The organism is Rhizobium sp. PP-F2F-G48 (assembly GCF_004342335.1).
GTDB lineage: Bacteria > Pseudomonadota > Alphaproteobacteria > Rhizobiales > Rhizobiaceae > Ferranicluibacter.
Genome location: NZ_SLVH01000001.1, coordinates 734,007 through 759,878, shown reverse-complemented (window position 1 = coordinate 759,878; position 25,872 = coordinate 734,007). Strand labels below are relative to the sequence as shown.

The 25,872-nt window shown below is 64.5% G+C and carries 25 protein-coding genes; 13 read left to right on the top strand and 12 right to left on the bottom strand.

What is annotated here, in order from left to right:
- Positions 1–13: 13 nt before the first annotated feature.
- Entirely contained in the window at positions 14–559 is a 546-nt protein-coding gene (locus tag C8J36_RS03445) for a cysteine hydrolase family protein (protein WP_132532644.1), read from the bottom strand.
- 86 nt (positions 560–645) lie between these two features.
- Here C8J36_RS03445 and C8J36_RS03440 point away from each other — a divergent pair, with 86 nt between their 5' ends.
- A complete protein-coding gene (locus tag C8J36_RS03440; protein ID WP_132532642.1) occupies positions 646–1,716 on the top strand; it encodes a GlxA family transcriptional regulator in 1,071 nt (356 codons plus the stop codon).
- Between the two features lie 76 nt (positions 1,717–1,792).
- Here C8J36_RS03440 and C8J36_RS03435 read toward each other — a convergent pair whose 3' ends face one another.
- Complete coding sequence (locus tag C8J36_RS03435) at positions 1,793–3,667, bottom strand: methyl-accepting chemotaxis protein (protein WP_132532640.1); 1,875 nt, start codon at positions 3,665–3,667, stop codon at positions 1,793–1,795.
- Positions 3,668–3,836: 169 nt separating this feature from the next.
- On the opposite strand from C8J36_RS03435, the gene uvrB reads away from it, so the two are divergent.
- The gene (gene uvrB / locus C8J36_RS03430; RefSeq protein WP_132532638.1) at positions 3,837–6,920 is read left to right on the top strand and encodes an excinuclease ABC subunit UvrB; all 3,084 of its coding nucleotides are present in this window, start codon (positions 3,837–3,839) and stop codon (positions 6,918–6,920) included.
- Between the two features lie 5 nt (positions 6,921–6,925).
- On the opposite strand, the gene C8J36_RS03425 is transcribed toward uvrB, so the two are convergent.
- On the bottom strand, positions 6,926–7,537 hold the full coding sequence (locus tag C8J36_RS03425) for a DUF4276 family protein (RefSeq protein WP_132532636.1): 612 nt from the start codon (positions 7,535–7,537) through the stop codon (positions 6,926–6,928).
- Between the two features lie 2 nt (positions 7,538–7,539).
- Positions 7,540–8,718 carry an AAA family ATPase gene (locus C8J36_RS03420; RefSeq protein ID WP_165914936.1) on the bottom strand — a complete coding sequence of 393 codons (1,179 nt, stop codon included), beginning with the start codon at positions 8,716–8,718 and terminating at the stop codon, positions 7,540–7,542.
- 169 nt (positions 8,719–8,887) lie between these two features.
- On the opposite strand from C8J36_RS03420, the gene C8J36_RS03415 reads away from it, so the two are divergent.
- Together C8J36_RS03415 and C8J36_RS03410 are read left to right on the top strand one after the other, a co-directional pair.
- Positions 8,888–9,400, top strand: coding sequence for a nuclear transport factor 2 family protein (locus C8J36_RS03415; protein ID WP_132532632.1), 513 nt, complete (start codon positions 8,888–8,890; stop codon positions 9,398–9,400).
- Positions 9,401–10,218: 818 nt separating this feature from the next.
- Complete coding sequence (locus C8J36_RS03410) at positions 10,219–10,935, top strand: hypothetical protein (protein ID WP_132532630.1); 717 nt, start codon at positions 10,219–10,221, stop codon at positions 10,933–10,935.
- Between the two features lie 180 nt (positions 10,936–11,115).
- On the opposite strand, the gene C8J36_RS03405 is transcribed toward C8J36_RS03410, so the two are convergent.
- The gene (locus C8J36_RS03405; RefSeq protein WP_132532628.1) at positions 11,116–11,736 is read right to left on the bottom strand and encodes a J domain-containing protein; all 621 of its coding nucleotides are present in this window, start codon (positions 11,734–11,736) and stop codon (positions 11,116–11,118) included.
- A gap of 455 nt (positions 11,737–12,191) precedes the next feature.
- Here C8J36_RS03405 and C8J36_RS03400 point away from each other — a divergent pair, with 455 nt between their 5' ends.
- Positions 12,192–12,404, top strand: coding sequence for a cold-shock protein (locus C8J36_RS03400; RefSeq protein WP_062473876.1), 213 nt, complete (start codon positions 12,192–12,194; stop codon positions 12,402–12,404).
- Positions 12,405–12,629: 225 nt separating this feature from the next.
- Here the strand turns inward: C8J36_RS03400 and dusA are convergent, their stop codons facing one another.
- Together dusA and C8J36_RS03390 are read right to left on the bottom strand one after the other, a co-directional pair.
- Positions 12,630–13,754, bottom strand: a complete 1,125-nt coding sequence (dusA, locus tag C8J36_RS03395; protein ID WP_132532626.1) for a tRNA dihydrouridine(20/20a) synthase DusA — start codon at positions 13,752–13,754, stop codon at positions 12,630–12,632.
- A gap of 411 nt (positions 13,755–14,165) precedes the next feature.
- The gene (locus tag C8J36_RS03390) at positions 14,166–14,408 is read right to left on the bottom strand and encodes a hypothetical protein (protein ID WP_132532624.1); all 243 of its coding nucleotides are present in this window, start codon (positions 14,406–14,408) and stop codon (positions 14,166–14,168) included.
- A gap of 400 nt (positions 14,409–14,808) precedes the next feature.
- On the opposite strand from C8J36_RS03390, the gene C8J36_RS03385 reads away from it, so the two are divergent.
- From C8J36_RS03385 to C8J36_RS03375, 3 genes are all read left to right on the top strand, one after another.
- Positions 14,809–15,012, top strand: coding sequence for a hypothetical protein (locus tag C8J36_RS03385; protein ID WP_062592770.1), 204 nt, complete (start codon positions 14,809–14,811; stop codon positions 15,010–15,012).
- A gap of 284 nt (positions 15,013–15,296) precedes the next feature.
- Positions 15,297–15,998 (top strand): fumarylacetoacetate hydrolase family protein, encoded by a 702-nt coding sequence (locus C8J36_RS03380; protein WP_062592768.1) that lies wholly within the window; start codon positions 15,297–15,299, stop codon positions 15,996–15,998.
- Between the two features lie 109 nt (positions 15,999–16,107).
- On the top strand, positions 16,108–16,644 hold the full coding sequence (locus C8J36_RS03375) for a gamma carbonic anhydrase family protein (RefSeq protein ID WP_132532622.1): 537 nt from the start codon (positions 16,108–16,110) through the stop codon (positions 16,642–16,644).
- A gap of 7 nt (positions 16,645–16,651) precedes the next feature.
- Here C8J36_RS03375 and C8J36_RS03370 read toward each other — a convergent pair whose 3' ends face one another.
- From C8J36_RS03370 to C8J36_RS03360, 3 genes are read right to left on the bottom strand one after another with little or no spacing between them, the layout of a single operon-like run.
- Entirely contained in the window at positions 16,652–17,053 is a 402-nt protein-coding gene (locus C8J36_RS03370; protein ID WP_062592764.1) for a Fur family transcriptional regulator, read from the bottom strand.
- A complete protein-coding gene (locus tag C8J36_RS03365; RefSeq protein ID WP_132532620.1) occupies positions 17,053–17,883 on the bottom strand; it encodes an iron chelate uptake ABC transporter family permease subunit in 831 nt (276 codons plus the stop codon). The genes C8J36_RS03370 and C8J36_RS03365 overlap by 1 nt, the downstream gene beginning before the upstream one ends.
- Positions 17,876–18,874, bottom strand: coding sequence for a metal ABC transporter ATP-binding protein (locus C8J36_RS03360; RefSeq protein WP_132532618.1), 999 nt, complete (start codon positions 18,872–18,874; stop codon positions 17,876–17,878). Before C8J36_RS03360 ends, C8J36_RS03365 begins: the two co-directional genes overlap by 8 nt.
- 219 nt (positions 18,875–19,093) lie before the next feature.
- Here C8J36_RS03360 and C8J36_RS03355 point away from each other — a divergent pair, with 219 nt between their 5' ends.
- Positions 19,094–20,140, top strand: coding sequence for a zinc ABC transporter substrate-binding protein (locus C8J36_RS03355; RefSeq protein WP_281029209.1), 1,047 nt, complete (start codon positions 19,094–19,096; stop codon positions 20,138–20,140).
- An 85-nt stretch (positions 20,141–20,225) separates the two neighbouring features.
- Here the strand turns inward: C8J36_RS03355 and C8J36_RS03350 are convergent, their stop codons facing one another.
- Positions 20,226–20,561 carry an RcnB family protein gene (locus tag C8J36_RS03350; RefSeq protein WP_062592761.1) on the bottom strand — a complete coding sequence of 112 codons (336 nt, stop codon included), beginning with the start codon at positions 20,559–20,561 and terminating at the stop codon, positions 20,226–20,228.
- A 334-nt stretch (positions 20,562–20,895) separates the two neighbouring features.
- Here C8J36_RS03350 and C8J36_RS03345 point away from each other — a divergent pair, with 334 nt between their 5' ends.
- The 4 genes from C8J36_RS03345 (at position 20,896) to C8J36_RS03335 (ending at position 24,427) form a co-directional block, all read left to right on the top strand.
- Positions 20,896–21,495: a TRAP transporter small permease subunit gene (locus C8J36_RS03345; RefSeq protein WP_132532616.1), complete on the top strand. Its 600-nt coding sequence runs from the start codon at positions 20,896–20,898 to the stop codon at positions 21,493–21,495.
- Positions 21,492–23,255, top strand: a complete 1,764-nt coding sequence (locus C8J36_RS03340) for a TRAP transporter large permease subunit (RefSeq protein ID WP_132532614.1) — start codon at positions 21,492–21,494, stop codon at positions 23,253–23,255. The genes C8J36_RS03345 and C8J36_RS03340 overlap by 4 nt, the downstream gene beginning before the upstream one ends.
- Before the next feature lie 202 nt (positions 23,256–23,457).
- The gene (locus C8J36_RS24760) at positions 23,458–23,796 is read left to right on the top strand and encodes a hypothetical protein (RefSeq protein WP_165914934.1); all 339 of its coding nucleotides are present in this window, start codon (positions 23,458–23,460) and stop codon (positions 23,794–23,796) included.
- Complete coding sequence (locus tag C8J36_RS03335; protein ID WP_165914933.1) at positions 23,756–24,427, top strand: nucleotidyl transferase AbiEii/AbiGii toxin family protein; 672 nt, start codon at positions 23,756–23,758, stop codon at positions 24,425–24,427. Before C8J36_RS24760 ends, C8J36_RS03335 begins: the two co-directional genes overlap by 41 nt.
- A 226-nt stretch (positions 24,428–24,653) precedes the next feature.
- Here the strand turns inward: C8J36_RS03335 and C8J36_RS03330 are convergent, their stop codons facing one another.
- A complete protein-coding gene (locus tag C8J36_RS03330) occupies positions 24,654–25,760 on the bottom strand; it encodes a TRAP transporter substrate-binding protein (RefSeq protein WP_132532611.1) in 1,107 nt (368 codons plus the stop codon).
- Positions 25,761–25,872: the final 112 nt, after the last annotated feature.

Sequence of the window (25,872 nt, the reverse complement as noted above, 5' to 3'; positions counted from 1 at the left end):
GCCGGCCGACCGGCTACCCGGCCAGATAATCCTCGGTCGAGACCACCTGCCCGTAAGCGAAAGCCAGCGCCGACATGAAGGCGGCGTGAACCGTCGCGGCCGGCATGGTCCGACCCTGGAATTCCAGATCGCGCGTCGCGCAGGCGTCCTCCACGATCGTCGTCGCATAGCCGAGATCGGCCGCCGCCCGCGCCGTCGCGTCGATGCACATATGGCTCATCGCGCCGATCACGGTGACCGCCTGAACACCGGCAGAGGCCAGCATCTCCGCCAGCGCCGTCTCGCGGAACGCGTTGGGATAGTGCTTGGTCACCACCGCCTCACCTTCCAGCGGTGCCATCGCGGCGACGATCTCCGCCCCGTCCGTGCCCACCGCGAAGAACGGCCCATCGGCCGGGCTTTCATGGCGGATGTTGATCACCAGGTCGCCGGCCTGCCGCGCCGCGGCGACGACGCGCGCGGCATTGCCGACGGCCTGGTCGATGTCCGTCAGCGGAAACCGACCCTTTGCCAGATAATCGTTCTGCAGATCGACGACGAGAAGGGCGCGCGGGCTCATGGAGTATCCTTTCAAGAAATCCTGTCTTGTCATAGCCGCGATCCCCCCGCCATAAGAGGGGCATTCCGGACAAAGAAGCGGGCGATATGGACAAACCGGCACAGGTCGCGGAGATCGCGATCCTCTCTTACGATGGCGCGCAGGCCGCAGCCGTGCTCGGCCTGACCGATCTCCTTGCCGCCGCCACCCGCATCGCCGCCGGTAAGCCGGGCGAGATCGGCACGCCGCCGCGCCTGCGCGTCAGCCACTGGACCCGCCTTTCGGGACAAGAGGCGCCGACCCGCATCTTCTCCTCCCCCGGCATCGCCCCGAACAGCACCCCGGCCAGTCCCCCGGCCAGCCCCCCGGCCATTCCATCGGACAGTTCCACCGACAGCCCGACCGATATCCCGACCGTTATCGTCATCCCCCCGGGGCTCGGCGATCCCCTGCCGCAGGCCGAGGCGCGGTTCTACGCGGCCTGGCTTCGCGCCGGCCATGCGCGCGGCGCCGGCCTCTGCTCCATCTGCAAGGGCGCCTATGTGCTGGCGGAAACCGGCCTGCTCGCCGGCCGCACGGTCACGATCCACTGGACCTATGAGGCGCATTTCACCGCCCGCTTCCCCGATATCCGGGTCGATGCCGACCGCCTGATCATCGATGACGGCGACATCGTCACCGCCGGCGGCGTCATGGCCTGGATCGATCTCGGCCTGATCCTGATCGAGCGTTTTCTCGGCGCGGCGGTCATGCAGGACACCGCCCGGGCTTTCCTGGTCGATCCCCCCGGCCGGGAGCAGAGCGATGACAGCGCCTTCTCGCCCCGCCTGAACCATGGCGATGCGGCGATCCTCAGGGTCCAGCACTGGCTCGGCGCCAGCCACGGCAGGGAAACCCGCCTCGACGCCATGGCCGACCGCGCCGGCCTCGATCCGCGCACCTTCATCCGCCGGTTCAAGGCGGCGACCGGCCACACGACCGGGGATTATGTCCAGCGCCTGCGCGTCGAGGCGGCCCGCGACCTGCTGCTGTCGTCGCGCGATCCGGTGGACGCCATCGCCTGGCAGGTCCATTACAGCGACCCCGGCGCCTTCCGGAAGATCTTCACCCGCGTAACCGGCCTCACCCCCACCGCCTACCGCCAGCGCTTCCGAACCCGCACCACGCCGTCAGGCTAACCCCAGCCGCGACACGCCGCATCTGCCTACGATGCGTTCTCTCCCCGCCTGCGGGCCGGAACGGTCACACCACCGCTCAGGCAACCCGCCGAATCGGGCGGACGCCCCCGCCATCCGAAGACGCCCCCGCCGAAGATGCCCCCGCCGAGGACGCCCCGAGAGAAGCACCCTGCCCCGCCAGCCGAAAGGTCTGCAGCAGGGCCATCAGCGTGCGGCTTTCCTCGGCCAGCGTCTGGCTGGAGGCCGTGGTTTCCTCCACCATGGCGGCGTTCTGCTGCGTCATCTGGTCCATGCTGTTGACGGCGATGTTGACCTCCTGCAGGCCGGTCGCCTGTTCGCGGGCGGAGGTGGCGATCGAGACGACGTGGTCGTTGACGCGGTTGACCAGCGTTTCGATCTCCGACAGCGCCTGGCCCGTCGACCGCACCAGCGCGACGCCGGTTTCCACCTCGTCGCTCGAGGTGCGGATCAGGCCCTTGATCTCCTTGGCCGCATTGGCCGAGCGCTGGGCGAGCTCGCGCACCTCCTGCGCCACCACGGCAAAGCCGCGTCCCGCCTCGCCGGCCCGCGCCGCCTCGACCCCGGCATTCAGCGCCAGCAGATTGGTCTGGAAGGCGATCTCGTCGATCACGCCGATGATCTGGCCGATCCGCTCGGACGAGCCCTCGATCCGGCTCATGGCCGCGATCGCATTGCGCACGATCCCGCCGGATTTCTCCGCGCTCGACTTGGTCTCGGCCACCATGGCCTGCGCCTCGCCGGCCCGGTCCGAGGCGTTGCGCACGGTCGAGGTGATCTGGTCGAGTGCCGCCGCCGTTTCCTCCAGCGCCGCCGCCTGCTGCTCCGTGCGCCGCGACAGATTGTTCGCCGCCTCGGAAATATCGCCGGCATTGTCGTGCACGACGTCGGCGGAGCGGGCGATCGAGGTCACCGCCCCCGCCAGCGAGGACACGGCCGCGTTGAAGTCGTCGCGCAGCTTGGCATAGTCCGGCGAGATCCGCGGCACCTCGGCCGTCAGGTCGCCCTGCGCCAGCGCTTCCAGCGCTTCGCCGATGGTGGCCATCGCCTGCGCCTGCTCTTCGGCATGGCGCAGGGTCTGCGCCTCGTTGCTGCGGCGCTCGCCCTCGATCTCGCTCTGCTGCTGCGCCTCGCGGTCCCGCAGCGCGATCCGTTCCGAGACGCTGTCGCGCAGCGTCACCAGCGCGCTCGCCATCTCGCCGATCTCGTCGCCGCGATCCGTCGCCGGCACCGGCGACGACACGTCCTCGCGGGAGATCGCCAGCATCGCCGTCTTCAGCCGGTCGATGGGGCCGACGACACTGCGCACCACGGCCAGCGCCAGGCCGAGGATCGCCAGGCCCGCAATGCCGAGGATCATCGCGATCTGCATCAGCCCGCTGCGGAACAGCGCCGCGAGATCGTCGGCATAGACGCCGGTCGCGACGATCCAGCCCCAGGGCTTGAAGCCGACGACATAGGTATATTTCAGCACCGGCGCGTCGGCGCCGGGCTTCGCCCAGCGATATTCGACGAGACCCCGGCCCTGGGCCTTCACCGTCTCGACGATGCGCAGGAAGAAGGTCTCGCCGTCGGCGTCCTTGACACCGCTCTGGTCCTGGCCCTCCATCTCCGGCCGGAGCGGATGCATGATCATGCGCGGCTGCATGTCGCTGACGAAGAGATAGCCGGTCTCCTGGAACCGCATGGCGCGGACGGCGTCCAGCGCCGCGGCCTGCGCGGCATCCCGCGTCATGTGGCCGGCGACCTCCAGCCCGTTGTAATAGGTGAAGATGCCGACCGCGCTCTCGTCGAGCGCCGCCAGCATCGACGTGCGCTCCCCGACCAGCCGGTTGTGCGATTGGAACAGCGAAAAGATCATGGCCCCCGCCATGATGATCAAGGCCATTCCCACCAGTCCGTACAATCGCACGGAAATTCTAAACTGCTTCATGACCGGCCCCTCGCCTCTCTGCTTCTCGCCTCTAAAGAGAATTTGCTCATACAAATCTTTCTAATATGTAAGCGACGGCTCGGGATATTTGGGCCTTACGGAGGATGGATCCGTACACGATGCGTTCTCTCCCCTTCCTTTTCCGGAAGACTCTCTCCATATTTCGCGCATGGCCAGATCTCCGAAGAAACCCGCAGCGTCCTCCCCGAAAACCGCCGGATTCGACGAAGCGCCGCAGGCGCCGTTCGAAGGCGCGCCCCTCTCTGGATCCGTCTCCGACTGGGTGAAACAGCTCGAGGCCGAGGCCGAGGCGACCTCGCATGAAAGCCGCCGCGATGTCGCGTCCAAGGCTGGCAAGCACCGCAAGCAGGTCGAGATCGCCGCCGCCAAGGCGAAGGCCAAGCCGGTCGAGCCCGCCCTCTCCCCCAAGGCGTCGAAATCGGCGCGCGGCACCTCCATGGGCGGCGCCAGCGATCCGAAATCGCGCGCCGCCGCCGGCCTGCCGGCCGTGTCGGGCATGGATATCTCGCTGGAGGACTCCGCCACGCTCGCCCCCGGCGCGGTCACCGCCACCGTCGATGCGCTGGCCAGCCTGATCGAGAGCGGCAACCCGCTGTTCAAGGACGGAAAGATGTGGACGCCGCACCGGCCGGCCCGGCCGTCCAAATCCGAAGGCGGCATCCAGATCGAGATGGTCAGCGCGTACCAGCCGGCCGGCGACCAGCCGACCGCCATCAAGGATCTCGTGGAAGGGCTCAGCAATGGCGAGCGCAGCCAGGTGCTGCTCGGCGTCACCGGCTCGGGCAAGACGTTTACCATGGCCAAGGTGATCGAGGCGACCCAGCGCCCGGCCGTCATCCTCGCGCCCAACAAGACGCTGGCGGCCCAGCTCTATTCCGAGTTCAAGAATTTCTTCCCCAACAATGCGGTGGAATACTTCGTCTCCTATTACGACTATTACCAGCCGGAAGCCTATGTGCCGCGATCGGATACGTTCATCGAGAAGGAAAGCTCGATCAACGAGCAGATCGACCGCATGCGCCACTCCGCCACGCGCTCGCTGCTGGAGCGCGACGACGTCATCATCGTCGCCTCGGTCTCCTGCATCTATGGTATCGGCTCGGTGGAAACCTACACCGCCATGGCCTTCCAGATGTCGGTCGGCGACCGCCTCGACCAGCGCCAGCTGCTGGCCGATCTCGTCGCCCAGCAATACAAGCGCCGCGACATGGATTTTCAGCGCGGCAGTTTCCGGGTCCGGGGCGATACGATCGAGCTGTTCCCCGCCCACCTGGAGGATGCGGCCTGGCGCATCTCCATGTTCGGCGACGAGATCGACGCGATCACCGAATTCGACCCTTTGACCGGCACCAAGACCGGCGATCTCCGCTCCGTCAAGATCTACGCCAACAGCCACTATGTCACCCCGCGTCCGACGCTGAATGCCGCCATCAAGTCGATCAAGGAGGAGCTGAAGCTGCGGCTCGCCGAACTCGAAAAGGCCGGCCGCCTGCTCGAAGCCCAGCGGCTGGAGCAGCGCACCCGCTATGACATCGAAATGCTGGAGGCCACCGGCTCCTGCGCCGGCATCGAAAATTATTCCCGCTATCTCACCGGCCGCCGCCCGGGCGAGCCGCCGCCGACCCTGTTCGAATACATCCCCGACAATGCCCTCCTGTTCATCGACGAGAGCCACGTCTCCGTCAGCCAGATCGGCGGCATGTACCGGGGCGACTTTCGGCGAAAGGCGACGCTGGCCGAATACGGCTTCCGCCTGCCCTCCTGCATGGACAACCGGCCGCTGCGCTTCGAGGAATGGGACGCCATGCGCCCGGATACCGTCGCCGTCTCCGCCACCCCGGCCGCCTGGGAAATGGAACAGGCCGGCGGCGTCTTCGCCGAGCAGGTCATCCGCCCCACCGGCCTGATCGACCCGCCGGTCGAGGTCCGCCCGGCCAAGAGCCAGGTGGACGACGTTCTGGGCGAGATCCGCGACACCGCCGCCAAGGGCTATCGCACGCTCTGCACCGTGCTGACAAAGCGCATGGCCGAGGATCTCACCGAATATCTGCACGAGCAGGGCATCCGCGTGCGCTACATGCATTCCGACATCGACACGCTGGAGCGCATCGAGATCATCCGCGATCTCCGCCTCGGCGCCTTCGACGTTCTCGTCGGCATCAACCTGCTGCGCGAAGGCCTCGACATTCCCGAATGCGGCTTCGTCGCCATCCTCGATGCCGACAAGGAAGGCTTTCTCCGCTCGGAAACCTCCCTCGTCCAGACCATCGGCCGCGCGGCGCGAAACGTCGACGGCAAGGTCGTGCTCTATGCCGACAAGGTCACCGGCTCCATGCAGCGCGCCATGGACGAGACCGCCCGCCGCCGCGAAAAGCAGATGGCCTACAACGAAGCCAACGGCATCACCCCGGAATCGGTCAAGGCCAAGATCTCCGACATTCTCGACAGCGTCTACGAACGCGACCACGTCCGCGCCGACATCGGCGGCGCCACGGGCAAGGGTTTTGCCTCCGGCGGCCACATGGTCGGCAACAACCTCGCCGCCCATCTCGAAGCGCTCGAAAAACAGATGCGCAACGCCGCCACCGACCTCGACTTCGAAACCGCTGCCCGCCTGCGCGACGAAATCAAACGCCTCAAAGCCACCGAACTCGCCACCATGGACGACCCGATGGCCCGCCAGGAGGCCAAGGCTCAGGAAGCTTTCGTCAGCAAGGCCGACCAGAAAGCCGCCAAGGCAAGAGAGGCCGCGAAAGGGCAAGAAGTCGCCACCGGTAAACCGAAAGCTGCGCGAGACCTGAATGCTACGGAAGACGAGGACGCGGACAGCGCCACGGGCGCCGTCCCTTCTCCCCGCGCGCGGGGAGAAGGTGCCCGCAGGGCGGATGAGGGGCAACCCCAGCCCGCACCCTCCCTCTTCCGCCAGAACGACCTCGACGATATGGGCCCCGGCACCGACACCGAACGCCCGCTCTTCCGCCGCAACGACCTCGACGAAATGACCGTCGGCCGCACCGAAAAACCCGTCCCCGGCGCCCTCCCCGTCAAACCCGACGCCGCCAAAGCCACGAAACGCGTCTCACCGCTGACCGAAGGCCAACCCGAACGCGCCACCGACGACCCCCGCCCGCTGGTGCGCGCAAAGGCGGGCGTCGGGAGCTATGAAGATGCGGGGGATGTGAAGCGGCAGAAGGGCCGGACGAAGGGGAAGACGGGGCGGCCGGGGCGGTGAATGACCTAATTTTTCAGCCGCGAAAGTACGGACAGAAACCTTTGCAAAGAGCGGCAGTTCATTTCCGGATTCAACGAATAATCTATGAGTGAGCTAAATTTTGCTTGATCGACGGTCTCTGAATAATATCGCCCGTCGCGCAAAATATGCTTTTCAAAATACCCTTTAGCTCCCCTGATTGTCTCTAAAAGCGGCATATTTGGGAGTTCCTCCCTGCAATCTGGATGACCTGCGAACGATGGCGCTGCAGCAAGGAACCACGCTTCATACTCTTTATCCGGCGCAACGAACTCAAACTGGACATCAAGATTAAGTGGTTCAATGAAACTATCTATTTTCTGCTTTAAGATGACCGGGCAATCGTCGTCGGCATCGCACATCGCGAGTATTAAAAGCGTGTCATTCGAATCTGTACTTGCAGCCTTTAACCTTTCTTGGGCAAGCATCACTGGACCTATCCACTCATACCCCTGGAGCATTTTCCCGCGCGGCAGACGGTAGGGACTGAAAACATGGACATCATAAACATCCATCTTTTGACTAAGAGCCCGACGAATAAGAGCAGGGGCCGCTCTTTCTTCTCCATGCCCTTCTACAATCGGGTAAATTAAATTCATTTTTAGTCCCAGAATCTAAACTGCGTAGCTTTTAAGTCTGCAGGAGCTAGTTGGTTGCGTCGAAGTAGTTCTCCTGCTGTCATCAGATTATCTCGAATTACTTTTTTACTCGCGGCATCTGCTGGCATGATCCGCGTATCACCATCATCCGATTTAACTATCCTTATATTCTCAATATCAATTCCAGGATGATCGATAAGTTCAGGGCTATGGGTTGTGATGATAACCTGCTTTTTCCGTGAAGCCTCGATAATTGCGTCAGTTATGACCGAACAGGCTCCGGGATGAATTGTAGCTTCCGGCTCTTCCAGCCCAAGAAGTAGATTTCCAAGTGGATTCTGAGATTGTTGGAAAAGCGCAACCAAAATCCCGAGTGACCTGAGGCTACCATCGGACATCTGAGAAGCGAAAAAACGCCATGCGTGCTTCTGGCCCGCTACCCGTTGAAGGAACTCGATCGTCTCAGATGGACCAAGATTCCTGTGCTCAACGCCTTCAAGTTGCTCCACTATTTGCCCAAGGTACTCTCGAACGCGGTTAAACTCATAATTATGTTGGCCCTCCATAATACGAAGAACGGCAGCAATATTTTTCCCAGTCTTCAAAAGAAATTCGCCACTATCATGCTGCTGAGGGAGCCTGAAGTCCTCCGGATAAATATTGTAGAACCGCATCATGGAAAGTGAGTCAAACAATTCCTTCACCGAGAGAAAACTCGATAGGAGTTGTATTGCTAATCTATCATCCGCAATAACTTCAGGTGCAATCGGTTCTGTACTAAAAACCCTTTTACCATTCTCATATTTCATTTCGACAACGTCAATACCATCGCTCGAAATGAGCAAATGCTCCTTTTGTACTTTGTGAGAACCATCCGCAGCCGCTCCGACTTGAAATGCATAAACCGCATTGCGTCCAGATGGCAGAGATAGTCTCAATTTGATGGCAAAATTGGTTGGATGCCCACCGGATCTTTTCCGGACAGCAGACAGCCCCGATCGCTGTCTAATTGCAAAATCCAAATTGGAGTTCAGTGAGTCAGCTACAAAATTTAATGAATCGATAAAATTGCTCTTCCCACTGCCGTTAGGACCAACCAAGACAGTGAGGTCATTCATATTTACTTCACATAAACCGATACTCTTGAAGTAACGAAGGCTTACTTGGCGAACTAATGGCATCATCGCTCCGCAATTTTTGTCGTAAAATTAGACAGCCGTTCCGCCAATCCAACTCAGATGTGAAAGCTATAACGCATGACGAAGCAACTCTCACGGACATAATCGTCCAAGCCGGAACAACCCACCCCCACCCCAGTTCCCTCCCGAGCCCAAACCTCAGGAGCGCCCCATGACAGCCCTTGCCGAGACCTTCATTTCCGCCCTTCGCCGCCTCGAATCCGAGCGGGATGCCGACACCATCGCCGGCCTGTTTGCCGAGGATGCGAGCATTTCCAATCCGCTGGTCTCCTATGAGGCGGGTGGGGCGGTGGCGGCGCGGCGGTTCTGGGCGCAGTATCGCGCGGCCTTCGAGGAGATTTCCTCCGAATTCCGCACTGTCAAGGAGACGGACGGCGTCGCCTTTCTCGAATGGCGCAGCCGCGGCACCCTGGCCGGCGAGGCGTTCGATTATGGCGGCGTCAGCGTGCTGGAAGAGGCGGACGGCAAGATCGCGTCGTTCCGCACCTATTTCGACAGCGCCCAGCTCCCGCGCGCACACGCACCGCTTACCCATACGGCCGGCGATGCCGCCCCGACGGCCAGACCCGACATCGCGCCGCCGGGGAAAAACAAAGGCGGCGAGGATCTCGACCGCGCCCAGCGCGCGGCCGCCGAACAGCGCGCCGAAGGCGGCTACAGCTGAGCCATCCGCTCGTCGCCCAAAGCTGAAACCTCCATAAAAACAAAGCGGCAGGCCGGAAACGCGCCGGCCGCTTCGCACCCTTGGCCACCCATCGTCCCGGCCGCCGATCGCCGGCGAACCCCCCGCCGCCCCCAAGACGTTCCAGAATTTTTCGCGCGCCGCTTTCCCCGCGCCGCGCAAGCCCCCGCATACTGGCCCCGTTCCGCTCTCGGATACACCGGCAGGCGTGCTGGCGAGGCGGAGCCGGCTGTGGGGTGAGAGGAACGACGTGCGCCTCCCATGTCACGGTTCGCAGAACGACCTCCCCCCGAGGCGCCGGTGCGTCGCGCAAGCGATGCGCCCGTACGGTTCGGGTTTGCCTTCGCGGCATGGAGCGTCGTCCGAGGACGCGCCGCAGGGCGCGTCGGGACGGCGGCAGAGAGGCACCTGCGGGCAAAAACCGCCGAACGGGGCGCCGGAAGGTGTCATTTTTATCATCATCAACGCGGCAGCTTCCAGCGCCCCGTCCGACCCTCGGCCCGAACGGCCGGAAGACCCCGATGCGCCACACCGCGAGGCCGAACCGCCTGCGTGAAGGAGACCGCATGTCCAGACGCCGCAAAAAATCCGCCGCCCGACGCGAGACGTCACAAGCCCGACCGACCCCGTCCCTGAGCCCCGCACCGGCCGATCCCGCCAGCCGAACGCTTGCCGGTCAAACCTTCGCCACTCTCCGGGATGCCGGACCAAAGCTGAGCGAGCCACCTCACGCCGGGCCACCTCAGGCCGGGCCAGGTCATGCCGGGCCACGTCATACTGGGCCAAACCACACCAACCCCATGCCCGCCAATCCCGTGCCCGCCAGCCCCGTGCCCACCAGTCTCGTGCCCGCCAAACCCGTGCCCGCCAACCATCCGCCGGCCAGCGCCGGTTCCGCCGGTCAACCGCTGGCCGGTCCCCTCTCCGCCGACCCGCCGGCCCGTCCCACGCCCGCCGGCCATCCCCCGGCCGGCCCCGGTTCGGCCGGGATGCCCCCAGCCAGCCTCATCGACGCCGGCGCCATCGATACCAGCCTCATGGACACCGCCCCCATCGACACCGGCCCCAGCGACGCCAGCCCCTCGCCCGCGCGTCCCGCGCCATCCCGCCCGTTCGAGCCACGCAGCCGCGTGTGCGCCACCGCCGACAGGCTGTTCACCCAGACCCTGCTCTGCGACCGCGCCCGCTGCCGCCGGCACCGGTGCTGCAGCCTTCCTGGCGCGACGCCGCATGATCCGGCCCGCGGCCTCCATCAGGCCGAGACAGTCCTGCCCCGCTGCCTCGCCGGCATGCCGCGCGATCTCGTCGAGGATTTTCTCGTGATTCTCGCCTTGTCGTTCGAGGTCGAAGCCCTTCTGGCGCCGGGCGCGCTGAAGGAAATGGGCCGTCTCCTCGGCAACGATCCCATGGACACCGACATCCGCAACGCCCTCGCCGTCGCCCGATCCTGCCTCCCCCGCGGCGACCCGCTCAAGGCGGAATTCCAGGATTTTTGGAGAAAAAATGGTGAGGAGTGAGTGGTGAGCCGTGAGCAGGGGTTAGGCAGTCGGCAGTGGGCAGTGGGCAGTGGGCAGTGGGAAGGAGAATGGCCCCCTTGGTCGGCTTGCCGATGACGCTTTGCGACGGCGTGATCGCGGCTCACTGCTCACTGCTCACCACTCACTACTCACTACTCACCACTCACCAATCACTCCTCACTATTCCGCCGCTTCCTCCCGCGCCGCTTCCAGCTCGTAGCGATAGCCTTCCAGCATCAGATAGGCCTGCTCGATCACCTCGATCTGGCTCTCGGTGCTCTTGATGGCGTCGGCGATGGATTGGGAGCGGGCGCGCAGCATGGAGCCGAGCACGTCGGCGTCCGGGCGGCGGCCGAGGCGGTCCATGTGCTGGCGCACGCGGGTGCGGTGGCGTTCGAGCTCGAGAATATGGAAGCGGCTCTTGACGATATCGTCGGAAAGCCGGCGGCGCATGGCGGCCACGGGGTCGAAGCTGCCGGGCTCGCGCTCGTCCAGGATCACCTCGTTGACCAGCGTCTCGATCACCAGCAGGCCCTTCAGGTCGCGTGGGTCGGCCAGCTCGGGGTCGTAGCCGGTATCGTCGAAGATCTTGCGGCGCACGGGGTCGCGCAGCAGGTCGTAGGCCGCCTGCAGCTTGCCGAAGGCCGCCGCGTCGCCGCCCTGGTCGGGATGCGCCGTCTTGGCCACCAGGCGATAGGCGGTCTTGATCGCGGCCTCGTCGGCATCGCGTTCCACGCCCAGCATCGCATAGGGATCGATCACCTTGCCCCCAATCCTTTCACCGCATCGGCCTTTCGACATCGGCCACCCTGCAGTACCCGCCCCGGCCTCCGGCATCAACCCTTGGGGCTGCCATGGCGCGACGCTGTGCACCGCTTCGGGACACTCCGCCATGCATCCGACGAAAATGTGGAGGCGCGGCCTTTTTCTCCGATCCGTCCGCCGCCGGACCCGCTTGCCAAGGCGCGTATTTGCTGGCAGAAATATACCGTTCGGGCTGTTCATCCCGGAGACTGGACTGATGTGGTTGTGCCGCTCGGCGGCGTTCCGGTGGGGTTTCCCGCTGTGGACACGGTCGAACGGCAGCATGGGGCGGATGGCCGGCCAAGGCCTTGCGGCTCCCATGGGCGTAGACGTTCTTTGCTCCCGTACGTGACATCCAGACCGCGTGTCCCCTTTCGGCACGCACGACCGCCCGCCTCCCCGGCACCGGGGGTGCGGTTACCACAGCAAGGGAAGACCAGAGGACATCCCCCATGGCCACCAAAGGCACCGTAAAATTCTTCAACCAGGACAAGGGTTTTGGTTTCATCACTCCGGAAGGCGGCGCGAAGGACGTTTTCGTCCACATCTCCGCTCTCCAGGCCGCCGGCCTCCAGACGCTGAAGGACGGCCAGCAGGTCACCTTCGACACCGAGCCGGATCGCATGGGCAAGGGCCCCAAGGCCGTCAACATCAGCGCTGCCTAATCTGCCGCTGACACCCTACGGAAACGGCGCCCGCGTGGCGCCGTTTCTGTTGGCGCAAAAATCCCTGTTCAAAAATCTCTGCCGCCGTCTCCCCGCCTCCAAAGCCCGGGATACACTGAGCGCTCATGTCCGAGACGACGGCAGCACCCCCTTGTCCGGACCGCTTTTTGAAACGGACCGTTTTTCTCCGCCCCCCTTCACGCCGCCCATTCACGCCGCCCCCGTTCACTCGGCCGCGTCGCGCTCTCCCGCCACAGACGCCGCGTCCAGCACGGCGGCAAAGGCTGCAAAGATCACCTCCGGCCCGGCCCCGGCCCGCGTCGCCTCCGCCGAAAGGATCTGGCGAAACCGCCGCGCGCCCGGCCAGCCCTGAAACAGGCCGACCATGTGCCGCGTCACATGCACCAGCCGCCCGCCGGCCGCGATATGCCCGGCCGCATAGGCCATCATCGCATCCCGCACGCCGCACCAGAACTCGGGCGATCGCCGATGCCCGGCCTCGGTCATGTCGGCGTCCTCCGGCACCACCGGCGCCGCCCCGGTCAGCGGATGCGGAAAGGCGCGATCCACCCCCGTCAGCATCGCGCTGTCGTGATAGGCCGCCCGGCCGAGCATCACGCCATCCAGCCGGCGGCCCGCATCGGCATCGCCAAGCTGCGCCACAGCCGCGCCGAGCGTGTGAAGCCCGCCATTGATGCCGACGAACAGATCCGGGTTTTCGGCCGCGATCCGGTGCACCAGCCCATAATCGAGCGGCGGGATCTCGCGATTCTCCTTGGGCGAAAGCCCCTGCAGCCAGGCCTTGCGCGCATGCACCCACACGCCGTCCACGCCCGCCGCCCGCACGCGCGACAGCAGGTCGCGCAGCGCCACCTCCGGCGCCTGATCGTCCACGCCGATCCGGCATTTCACCGTCACGGGCAGCGCCACCGCCGCCTTCATCGCCGCCACGCAGTCGGCCACCACCGCCGGCTCCCGCATCAGGCAGGCGCCGAACGTGCCGGATTGCACCCGGTCGGACGGGCAGCCGACATTCATGTTGATCTCGCAATAGCCGAAATCCGCCCCGATCCGCGCCGCCTCCGCCAGCTTCTTCGGATCGCTGCCCCCCAGCTGCAACGCCACCGGCGTGTCGGACACCGGACACCGCAGCAACCGCTCCCGATCCCCCCGCAACACCGCATCGGCCACGATCATCTCGGTATAGAGCAGCGCATGCGCCGACAGCTGCCGCGCCAGAAACCGATAATGCCGATCCGTCCAGTCGATCATGGGGGCCACGGCGAAGACGGGCACCGTGTAGGCGCCGGTCGGAACCGTCTCGGGAGCGTTCGCAATGTCCGTCATCATCTCGTCTCGTCGCCTGAAAGGATCGGCCGGCGAAACGCCGGAGCCGCGCGCCTCGTCGGAACGCCCGCGCCTGTTTCCGCCCTCATAAACCCCGCAGACCGGGGCGCCAAGGCCCCGCGATGAACCGTTCGAACCCATCACGGCGAATCAAAACAAAAAAGCCTGCCGCGGGAGGAGGTGCGGCAGGCTTCTTGAATGGATCCTGGGGTCGGGAGGAGGTGACCCGGATCGCGCGAAGCACCTGGGAGGAGGAGGGGTGCTTCGGTGAGAAGAAGATAATGCTGCATTGCAGCAGAAACAAGACCATCCCAATAAAAATTTCAGCGGCGAGAGAAAATTTCACTGGAGCCCGATATCTGGGGTCCTCGCACCGCCGCTGCCACCTCTCCCAAAGACGTCACGCCGGACGGATTACCGCCAGGAGCGCCAGTCCCAGCGGTCCCGCCGCTCGCTGGTGCCGAGCACGTAACCGGCAAGGAAGGCTGCGGCGCCGACCAGCAGCAGCACCGATCCGGTCGCCGCCCGGTGATCCTGCGCCGTTGCCGCCACCGCGCCGGCCTCCCGCTGCACGGCGGTGGCGGCCCGCTTCACCTGGGCTTTCACGGTGGTCTTGTCTTCGAGTTCGCCGGTAAATCCTGTCTTGATGTCGGACATCTCTCTGCTCCGCATGTGTGAGGTACGTCTCATGAAGTTAACCAGAAGGAAATTTGTTCCGCAGCGCCAAATAAAACGTCACAATTTGGCATTATGTTTTTGCAGTGCAGTATAACGAGACGAAATTTCCTTTACATGCCCGCCTTATTTTCGATTTCGCGCATTTTTCGCTGGTTGCGGCGCATCGTTTCTGGCAAGCTCATGGTGAGGTGCCTCATAAAAACCCGCTTCGCAGCAACACATGCCCTTACGTCGCAGAGCGAATCGCCGCAGAGCGAGGACTCGAAAAGACGACGACGGATCGAAGAGAACCGAGTGCCGGAAGTTGTTTGCCGGAAGATGTTGCCGGAAGACGGGTCTTCAGAAAACGGATCGCAAAAAAGAGGCAAGGGAGAGAACCATGGTCGAGGAAAATCTGTATCGCATTGTAGAAGTGAGTGTGAAGCGTGGCGCCGATCGGCGCGATGTCGGCATCATGACGGTGCGCCAGGCTCTGGCCCTCCCCGATGTGCCGAGCCTGGAATACACCAACCCGGATCGCAAGACCCGCAGCGGTGGCCCCTTCATCACCCGCGCCCAGCTCCAGGCCTACGCCTGCCGCTGAGGTCGCCTGCGCGACGGCCGACCGGCGACGACACGGCGCCGGCCGGCCACACCGTTTCCCCGCGGGCAGCATCCCGAGCGGCGTGCCGAGCGGCGTATAGGCGGGTGGAGATGCGCTCCCGCCCTGAAAGCGGCGGTTCGACAGGCGCGACGCCGGCATAGGCCGGAGATCCGGCAACCCCTTCGTCCATCCGCAACCATCCGCGTCAAAATTACCCCGTCGTCTTCCCCGCGGCTTGCCCCCGGTGCTATCCTCGCGCTGTCGTCACCAGCACCCGGATCGCCATGAACACCGCCACGGAAAACACCGTCATCCCCGCCGCCCCGCCCGTCATCCTGCCCGTTCGCGGCAGCGCGGCCGGTTTTCCCGTTCGCCGCGTCTATTGCGTCGGCCGCAACTATGCCGCCCACGCGATCGAGATGGGCCATGACCCCGCGCGCGAGCCGCCCTTCTTCTTCCAGAAGAACCCCGAAAACGTCCTCCTGCCGGCCTCCGGCTTCCCCTATCCCTCCCGCTCCGGCGATGTGCATCACGAGGTCGAACTGGTCGTGGCGCTGAAGGCCGGCGGCACGGACATCGATCCGGCGCGCGCGATGGATTGCGTCTGGGGTTACGCGGTCGGCATCGATTTCACCCGCCGCGATCTGCAGGCGGAGGCGAAGACCAAGGGCCATCCCTGGGCCGCCGCCAAGGCGTTCGAACATTCCGGCCCGGTGTCCGCGCTTGTCGCGGCAGCGGATTGCCCGGACCCGGCCAGCGGCCGCATCCACCTCGCCGTCAATGGCGAGATCCGGCAGGATGGCGACCTCGCGCAGATGACGTGGAAGATCCCGGAGATCATCGCGGAACTGTCGAAACTCTTCACGCTCGCCGCCGGCGATATCATCCTCACCGGCACGCCGGCCGGCGTCAGCGCCGTCACCCGCGGCGATGTCGTCACCTGCGGCGTCGATGGCTTCGGCGATCTCACCGTCACCATCGTCTGACATGCGCCTCTAACATGAGGGCGGGCGGGGGAACGACATCCCGCCCGCCTGAACACCGAACACCGAACCCTTAACCCTGACCCTGAACCCTCGGATTTCCGGAGCCACCATGCCCCTCTATGCCCTCGGCGCCACACGCCCCACCTGCCCGGCCGCCGGCCGTTACTGGATCGCGCCGGACGCGCATGTCATGGGCCATGTCGTTCTGGGCGAGGATGTCGGCATCTGGTTCGGCGCCGTGCTGCGCGGCGACAACGAACCGATCACCGTCGGCGCGCGCAGCAATATCCAGGAAGGCGCGGTCGTCCATGTCGATGCGGGCTATCCGGTCAACATCGGCGAAGGCTGCACCATCGGCCACCGCGCCATCGTCCATGGCTGCACCATCGGCGACAACAGCCTCGTCGGCATGGGGGCCACCATCCTCAACGGCGCGGTCATCGGCCGCAATTGCCTCGTCGGCGCCAATGCGCTCGTCACCGAGGGAAAGATCTTTCCGGACAATTCGCTGATCGTCGGCGCGCCGGCCCGCGTCCTGCGCACGCTGGACGAGGCCACCATTGCCGGCCTGCGCGCCTCGGCCGACAATTATGTCCGCAACTGGCAGAACTTCGCCGCGACCTTGACGCGCATCGAGGAAGCGTAAGCCCCGCTCACGCCGCCGTGCAGTTGCCGCAATGGCCGCGCATCTCGATGGTCGTCTTCTCGGTGGTGAAGCGCCGCCGGGTCGCCAGCAGCGCCAGCCGGTCCTCGATCTCGGGGTCGCTGATCTCGCTCACCTGCCCGCAATCCTCGCAGATCGCAAAGGCGATCACGCCCTTCTCCGGCCCGTGATCGTGCGGATGGGTGCAGGCGACGAAGGCGTTGAGGCTCTCCAGCCGGTGCACGATGCCGAATTCGGTGAGTTTTTCCAGCGCCCGGTAGACCTGCAACGGCGCGCGAAATCCGTGGTCGCGCAGCTTGTCGAGGATCGTGTAGGCGCTGAGCGGCGCCTCGGCCTGGGTCAGCGTTTCCAGCACCAGCGCCTGGTTGCGCGTCAGCTTGCGTGGCTCCATCAGTGATGTCCTCCGGGCGGTGAAAAGGGCGTGCCGTCCCGCCCGCGCCGGCCGAACGGCAGCAGGCTGAGGACGAAGATGACGAGGGCCGCGACCACGATCGACGGGCCGGACGGCGTGTCGAAATGCAGCGAGCCGAACAGCCCGCCGACCACCGACACCGCCCCGATCAGCGAGGCGAACACCGCCATGATTTCGGGCGAGGCCGAAAAGCGGCGCGCGGTGGCGGCGGGAATGATCAGCAGCGACGTGATGAGCAGGATGCCGACGATCTTCATGGCAATGGCGATGACCAGCGCCATCAGGAGCATGAAGAACAGCCGCGACCGCTCGGGCTTCAACCCCTCGGCCTCGGCGATCTCCGGATTGACCGTGGCGGCGAGCAGCGGCCGCCAGAGCATCACCAGCGCCATCAGCACGAGAATGCCGCCGCCCCAGACGATGTCGATATCGGCTTCGGACACCGCGAGAATATCGCCGAACAGGAAGCCGACGAGGTCGATCCGCACCCAGGTCATGAAGGCGACGATGACGAGGCCGATCGACAGCGAGGAATGCGAGAGGATGCCGAGCAGCGCATCGGTGGAAAGCCCGCCGCGCTTCTGCAGCGCCAGCAGCAGCAGCGACACCAGCGCCGCGACGATGAAGACGCTGACCATCAGGTTCAGGTCGAGCAGCAGCGACAGCGCCACGCCGAGCAGCGCGGAATGCGCCATCGTGTCGCCGAAATAGGCCATGCGCCGCCAGACCACGAAGCAGCCGAGCGGCCCGACCGTGATGGCGAGCCCGACGCCGGCAATGAGGGCGCGAATGAAGAAATCGTCAAGCACGGTCGCGCTTCCCCGGTTCGAGCCGCTTCAGGCGGATCTGACTGTGGCCACAGCCGCAGCTGTCGTCATGCACGTGGTCCGCAACGGCCGTATCATGCTCCCGATGAACGTCAGGGTGGCGGTCGTCAGGGTGATGGCCGTCCTCGGGATGGCAATGATCCGTCAGGCTTCCGTCCGCATGCAGGACGCGGCCGTCGGGAAGATGGGTGTGGTCATGATCGTGATTGTAGACGGCCAGCGTCTGCGCGGCCTTCACGCCGAACAGGCGCTGATATTCCGGGCTCTGGCTCACCGCCTGCGGCGTGCCGCGGCAACAGACATGACCGTTGAGGCAGATCACCGTATCCGTCTCCGCCATCACCACATGCAGGTCGTGGGAGATCAGCAGGATGCCGCAGCCGGTGCGGTTGCGAATGGTCTTGATCAGGTCGTACAGCGCGATCTCGCCGGAAAAATCGACCCCCTGCACCGGTTCGTCCAGCACCAGCAGATCCGGCCGGCGGGCGATCGCCCGCGCCAGCAGCGCCCGCTGGAACTCGCCGCCGGAGAGATGCTGCACCTCCGCCCGCGCCAGATGCAGGATGCCGGTGGACGACAGCGCCTCGGAGATTTCGGCGCTCTTCAAGGGCCCGGTCAGCGTCATCAGCCGCTCCACCGTCAGCGGCAGCGTCCAGTCGATCGACAGTTTCTGCGGGACATAGCCGACCTTCAGCCCGCCGATCTTTTCCACGCGCCCCTCGTCCGGCTTCAGCACACCGATCGCGGTCTTGGCGGTCGTGGATTTTCCCGAGCCGTTCGGCCCGATCAGCGTGACGATCTCGCCGCGCGACACGGAAAAATCGACGCCCCGCACCAGCCAGCGCCCGCTCCGGCGGATCCCCACCTCCCGCAGCGTCACCAGCGCATCGCTGGCGGCGCGCGCAGGCGTTGCGCGTGCGCCGGCCAAAGGCGGCGAAGGCGAACCGTGGAGAGGAGCATCTGTTTCGGACATCGGAAATTTCCCGGAGGACCCTGTTGCCAGCGGCTATGCCACACGTTATAGCATAACGCAATTGATGTAATAACATTACATTGAGAATGCAAGATGCCGGGGCCCCTCTCGCCGATCCGCGCCGGCGGCTTGCGACCAACGGCCCGACCGCCACCACCGCGACGACACCGTCGCCCACGGGACGGCCGGACCCGTCATGAACCCTACAGGAGCATTCCCATGCCTCACCGCCTCATGTCCCCCCGCCTCGTGTCCCCCCGCCTCATGTCCTTGCGCCTCATGTCCTCCCGCGCCCCGCTGATTCTCGCCGCCACCGCCTTCCTCGCAGCCGGCACGGCCCATGCCCAGACGTCCAATAATGCCCCGTCACCCGATGTCGTGGTGTCGATCAAGCCGATCCACTCGCTCGTCGCCGCCATCATGGCCGGCGTCGGCGCGCCGAAGCTGATCGTGGAAGGCGCCGCCTCCCCCCACACCTACAACATGAAGCCGTCCAATGCCGCAGCGCTGCAAAACGCGAAGATCGTCTTCTGGATGGGCGAAGGCATGGAGCATTTCCTGGAAAAACCCTTGGAAACGCTCGGTTCCAAGGCGACCGTCGTCGCGCTCGAGGACGCGCCCGGCGTCGAAAAATTGCCGCAGCGCGAAGGCGGCCCGTTCGAGCCGCATGACGATGGCGACGAGGCGGACGCCGGCCACGACCATGATGCCGCCGCCGAAGCCAGCCACGCCCATGACGACGGCGAATTCGACATGCATTCCTGGCTCGACCCGCGCAACGCTAAGGCCATGGCCGCCGAGATCGAGACGACACTGGCGAAGGCCGACCCGGATCACGCCGCGGCCTACCGCACCAATCGCGAGACGCTGGACGCCCGCATCGACGCACTGGACCGCGCCATCGCCGCCACGGTCGCCCCGATCAAGGATCGCCCCTTCGTCGTCTTCCACGATGCCTACCAGTATTTCGAGCACCGCTACGGCGTCTCCGTCGCCGGCTCGATCACGGTCAGCCCGGAAACGGCGCCGGGCGCCCAGCGCTTGAAGGAAATCCACGCCAAGATCGAAAAGCTCGGCGCCACCTGCGTCTTCGCCGAACCCCAGTTCGAGCCGAAGCTGGTCAACGTCGTGCTGGAAGGCACCAGCGCCAAATCCGGCACTCTCGACCCCGAAGCCGGCACCCTCACCGCCGGCCCCGACCTCTACTTCCAGCTGATGAACGGCATCGCCCAGTCACTCGCAAGCTGCCTGTCGCAACAGGGCTGAGTCGCGCAGAGGCGGACGCGAACGGCAGGCGCCGTTGGATAAAGAAATGCCGCAGCCCCTTTCTCGGGGCCGCGGCAAAGAGGGCTCAGCGGCCAGAGGCGAGGCCGACGATGACGCCGGTGGCGACGCTGATCAGGAGGAAGTCGTTGTCGACCTTGACCCAGCGCTGGCCGCGCGGCGGGGCGTTCAGGCGGTAGCGGCGATAGTCGCGGACCTCGGCGGTGCGGCGGCGCTCGGCCGGCGACAGGCGGTGGCCGCGGGCCCAGCGGGCCTTGCGCACCACGGTCTTCTTGATCGTCGTCGTCGTGTGCCGTTCCACCGTCCGCCCCCGGACGTTATCCTGCCGGTCCTGGGGCGCGGCGAAGGCGCCAGGTGCGGCCAGGAAGGAGGTGGCGAGGAGAGTGATGATAAACCGTTTCATGAGGCGTGTCCTTGTTTCGAGAGACAGGGGGAACCTAGGGTCGGGCGGATGAATGGGAAATGAAAACCAGCATTACATTTTCGTAATTATATCAGCAGATTATAAGACAAACATCATCTCCTGAACGAAACCGGCGCAAACCCAGCCGGTCCCGATCCCGCCCGGCATGCCGGAGCGCAGCGCCCCGGTGGCCTCTTCGACTTTGGTCGCATGGCCCGGCCTGCCCACGGCAAACTCTGCGCAAAACCGGCCGGACCGCTTGAAAGCACGGCCGAAATCGGCAGTGTGGTGTATGAGCAAGGCCGCAGGGGAGCGGCCCGAGTGGGAGATCGATATGACAGCATTGCTGGGCCTCAGCCGCCTCATCGACGCGACGACGGAATTCATCGGGAAATCCGTGACCTGGCTTATTCTGGTCGCCGTGCTGGTCAGCGCCGGCAACGCGGTCATCCGCAAGGCTTTCAACATGTCGTCCAATGCCTGGCTCGAAGCGCAGTGGTATCTGTTCGGCGCCGCCTTCATGCTGGCCGCCGCCTACACGCTGAAGCAGAACGAGCACATCCGAATCGATGTGGTCTACGGCAATTTCTCGCGCCGGGTGCAGCACTGGATCGACCTGCTCGGCCACCTCCTGTTCCTCATGCCCTTCGTGCTGATGATGATCGCCTATCTCATCCCCTATGTCCGGATGAGCTACGTCTCCGGCGAAGTCTCCTCCAGCGCCGGCGGTCTCATCCTCTGGCCGGCCAAGGCCATCCTGCTTGCGGGCTTCGTCCTGCTCGCCTTCCAGGGCGTCTCCGAAATCATCAAGAAGATCGCCATCATGCGCGGCGTCATCGACGATCCCGCGCCTTACGTGCCGACGCATGCGCCGCTCGACATCGCCCAGCCTCACGCCGGCCTGCCGCACGCCGATCAGGAGGTGCGCCCGTGATCGAATTCATCGCCGAAAATCTCGCCCCGATCATGTTCCTGTCGCTGATCGTCTTCATGCTGGTCGGCTATCCCGTCGCCTTCTCGCTCGCCGCGAACGGCCTCCTGTTCTTCGTCATCGGCGTCGAGCTCGCGCCGTTCTCCGACAGCATCAACCTCTCCTGGCCGCTGCTGAACGCCCTGCCGGATCGCTTCTGGGGGGTGATGTCGAACGACACGCTGCTCGCCATCCCCTTCTTCACCTTCATGGGCATCGTGCTGGAGAAATCCGGCATGGCCGAGGATCTGCTCGACACGATCGGCCAGCTGTTCGGCCCGGTGCGCGGTGGCCTTGCCTATGCCGTCATCTTCGTCGGCGCGCTGCTCGCCGCCACCACCGGCGTCGTCGCGGCATCGGTCATCGCCATGGGCCTGATCTCGCTGCCGATCATGCTGCGCTACGGCTACGACCGCCGCGTCGCCTCGGGCGTCATCGCCGCCTCCGGCACGCTGGCGCAGATCATCCCGCCCTCGCTGGTCCTGATCGTGCTCGCCGACCAGCTCGGCCGCTCGGTCGGCGACATGTATGCCGGCGCGCTCATTCCGGGCCTCGTCCTCACCGGCCTCTATATGGGCTATATCCTGCTCGTGTCGTTCCTGAAGCGCGACGCCATGCCGGCTTTGCCGCTCGAAGCCCGCACGCTCGGCTCGGGCGTCACCTCGCTCATCGTCGCGCTGGCCGTCGCCTTCGCCTTCGCCTATGCGGCCCATGTCATGCTGTCGCCGACCTACGGGGCGGATGCCGACATCCTCGGCGGCACCTGCGGCGTCGCCTTCATCTACGTCGTCGCCCTGATCGATCGCGCGACCGGGCTCAACAGGATGTCGCGGCTGGCCCAGCAGGTCATCATCGTCCTCATCCCGCCGCTGGCGCTGATCTTCCTCGTGCTCGGCACCATCTTCCTCGGCATCGCCACGCCGACCGAAGGCGGCGCCATGGGGGCCGTCGGCGCCCTCATCATGGCCGGCGCCAAGGGTCGCCTGTCGATGGAGGTCATCCGCTCGGCCCTCACCGCCACGACGCGGCTCTCGGCCTTCGTGCTCTTCATCCTCATCGGCGCCCGCGTCTTCTCGCTCACCTTCTACGGCGTCAACGGCCATATCTGGGTCGAACACCTGCTCACCGCCATGCCGGGTGGCGAGACCGGGTTCCTGATCGCGGTCAACGCGCTCGTCTTCTTCCTCGCCTTCTTCCTCGATTTCTTCGAACTCGCCTTCATCATCGTGCCGCTGCTCGCGCCGGCGGCCGACAAGCTCGGCATCGACCTCATCTGGTTCGGCGTGCTGCTCGGCATCAACATGCAGACGAGCTTCATGCACCCGCCCTTCGGCTTCGCGCTGTTCTACCTGCGCTCGGTCGCGCCGAAGATCCCCTATCTCGATCGTCTCACGGGAAAGATGACGCCGCCAGTCACGACCGGGCAGATCTACTGGGGCGCCGTGCCCTTCGTCTGCATCCAGATCGTGATGGTGGCGCTGACCATCATGTTTCCGCAGATGGTCATGCACTACAAGGGCGATGGCGCTGTGGTCGATCCGAACACGATCAAGATCGAGGTTCCCGGCTTCGGCAACACGGGCGGCGGCCTAAGCCTCCCCGGCGGCCTGCAACTGCCCTCCGGCAATCCGCTCGACGGCACCAAGCCCGCCGACCCGCTCAGCGCCCCGCCGCCATCGCCGCCGCCTGCGAACGATCTCAGCGCCCCACCCTCGTTCAAGTAAGGCCGGCGCATATCGCTCCTCCAGAAAAAACGGCCGGTTCGTCCCCCAGCCACCAACCTGAATGTGGAGGCGTCAGAACAGTGTTGAGCGGAGGCATCGACGATGCGGGTTGCCGGACGGTTCTGCGGCATGACCCGAGACAGCTTGGTTGATTGTGAGCTGCTCCGTTCTCTGGTAAATTCACCCTATGAATGATCATGGGGTGAACAGTCAGGCGATCTGGCAAGCATTGACCACGGTCAACGCGCCGCTTCCGCTTCACATCGACGCGGATACACTCCTGGCCTGCCTGCGTCGCCGGACAATAGAGCGTCGGTGGCGACCCCATGTGCGCGCCTTTTTCCGTGAGGTCGGCGTCGATATCCTGATGGACATGGTTGTCGAAGGCTCGGTCACGTTCGATGATCTTGCTCAGACCATCTCCTTCTGGGATGTCGATGAGGATGACGAAAATGCGCGATGGATACGGGAGATGGATGCCGTCTCAGTGGCAACACCTCATGAGACTGACGCTTCAGGCGATCGACTCCGTCACGTCTGAAAACGCGCTCCCGCCCTATTGGACCTTCGGTGGCGGCACGGCCCTCTCGATCGATCTGGGACACCGGATCAGCTACGACATCGACGCATTCATGGACTCCGCACGTCTCATCAAGGAACTCGTTCCCGTCAACAATCCAATCACCAGAGAGATCTGCTGGGATGCTGCGAGACAGACGTCCAACTACCGGTATCCCGGTCACGACCTCAAGCTGATCGTCACAGGTATCGGTGAGATCGACTTCCTGAGCGCGTCTTCGCTTGTCGACGGTTCCACGACGGAATTCGATTTCAACGGACGCATCATCGATCGTGAACGCCCCTGTGAAGTGATCGCGAAGAAGATCTATTATCGTGGCTCGACCTTCAAAAGCCGCGACGTCTTCGATCTAGCCGGAATATTTCTCGTGATGCCGGATGAGCTTTCCGATGCCGCCGGATCCGTCTTCATGACCCCTGAAATCTACGAGCGCGCACGGCTCCGGATCAAGACCAAAATGGATGCCTTCAAAGAAGATCTGTCCGTCGAGGTCAATCCGACCGATTTCGGCAAGAGCTACCTGGAAAGTGCCTGCGAACTTGCACTCGAAGCACTCGACGTCATGCAGCACAGGCCGAAGCCGACCTGCTGACATGCGGATGAATTTGACGTCCTTCAGATTTCTTCATCAAGACAGAATCCTTTCGCGCGCCGGTCTCCAAGGGGTTTGCAAGGGATGTCAACGAAGGTTCCCCAGTTTGGTTGAGGGCTGGGCTCATCCCCGGCCGTTTTTCACATGGTAGAATCGACAAACGAAAGCCGCCGGAGCCCGTGGTGAAATCGGGCTCCGGCGGCGGTCTTTGAGAGGGTGGATGGGATCAGAGCTTGCCGTTGCGCTGCTGGATCATCATGAACGTGTCGTAGTTGTATTCGGCGATCTGCGCATTGAGGTAGAACTCGGCCCGGAAGGCCTTGATCGAACCCCAGATCTTCTTGAACGTCGGGTTCGTCGCTTCCATGTCGGCATAGACCTTGTTGGAGGCGTCGAAGCAGGCGGAGAGGATTTCCGCGCTGAACGGGCTGAGCTTGGCGCCCGATGCCACCAGCCGCTTGATCGCAGCCGGGTTCAGATAGTCGTACTTCTGCAGCATGTTGGCATCCGCCGCCTGGCAGGCCGTGCGCAGCAGCGACTGGTAGGACTTGGGCAGGCCGTCGAAGGCCGTCTTGTTGAACATGGCGTGGACGGTCGGGCCGCCTTCCCACCAGCCGGGATAGTAGTAATAGGGCGCGACCTTGTAGAAGCCGAGCTTCTCGTCGTCATAGGGGCCGACCCATTCGGCCGCGTCGATCGTGCCCTTTTCGAGCGAGGGATAGATGTCGCCGCCGGCGATCTGCTGCGGCACGACGCCGAGGCTCTGCATGACCTTGCCGGCAAAGCCGCCAACGCGCATCTTCAGGCCCTGCAGGTCGGCCACCGTCTTGATTTCCTTGCGGAACCAGCCGCCCATCTGCACGCCGGTATTGCCGCCGGGATAGGCGACCAGACCCTGCGGCGCCAGGAACTCGTTGAACATGTCGATGCCGCCGCCATGATACTGCCAGGCATTGTGACCGCGGGCGTTGAGCGCGAAGGGAACGGCGGCGCCCAGCGCCCAGACCGGGTCCTTGCCCCAGTAGTAATAGGAAACGGTGTGGCAGGCTTCGACCGTGCCGGACGAGGCCGCATCGGCGGCCTGCAGGCCCGGCACGATTTCGCCGGCGGCAAAGACCTGGATCTTGAAATTGCCGTCCGTCGCTTCGGAGACGTATTTCGAGATGACTTCGGCGCCGCCATAGATCGTGTCGAGCGATTTCGGGAAGGACGACGTCAGTCGCCAGGAGACCTTCGGCATCGTCTGCGCGATGGCCGGCGCCGCCAGAACGGTTGCAGCAGCCGCCCCGGCGCCACCGATCCCTGCACGACGAATAAATGAACGACGATCCATATCTTGTCTCTCCTCGTGTCGCAGTCAGCCGATAGGATGCCGGCTGTCCTCCCTGCGGGTGCCATTCCCAAGCACCTGATCCAAGAAGCGGTTTGCGTAACGAAACCGCTTG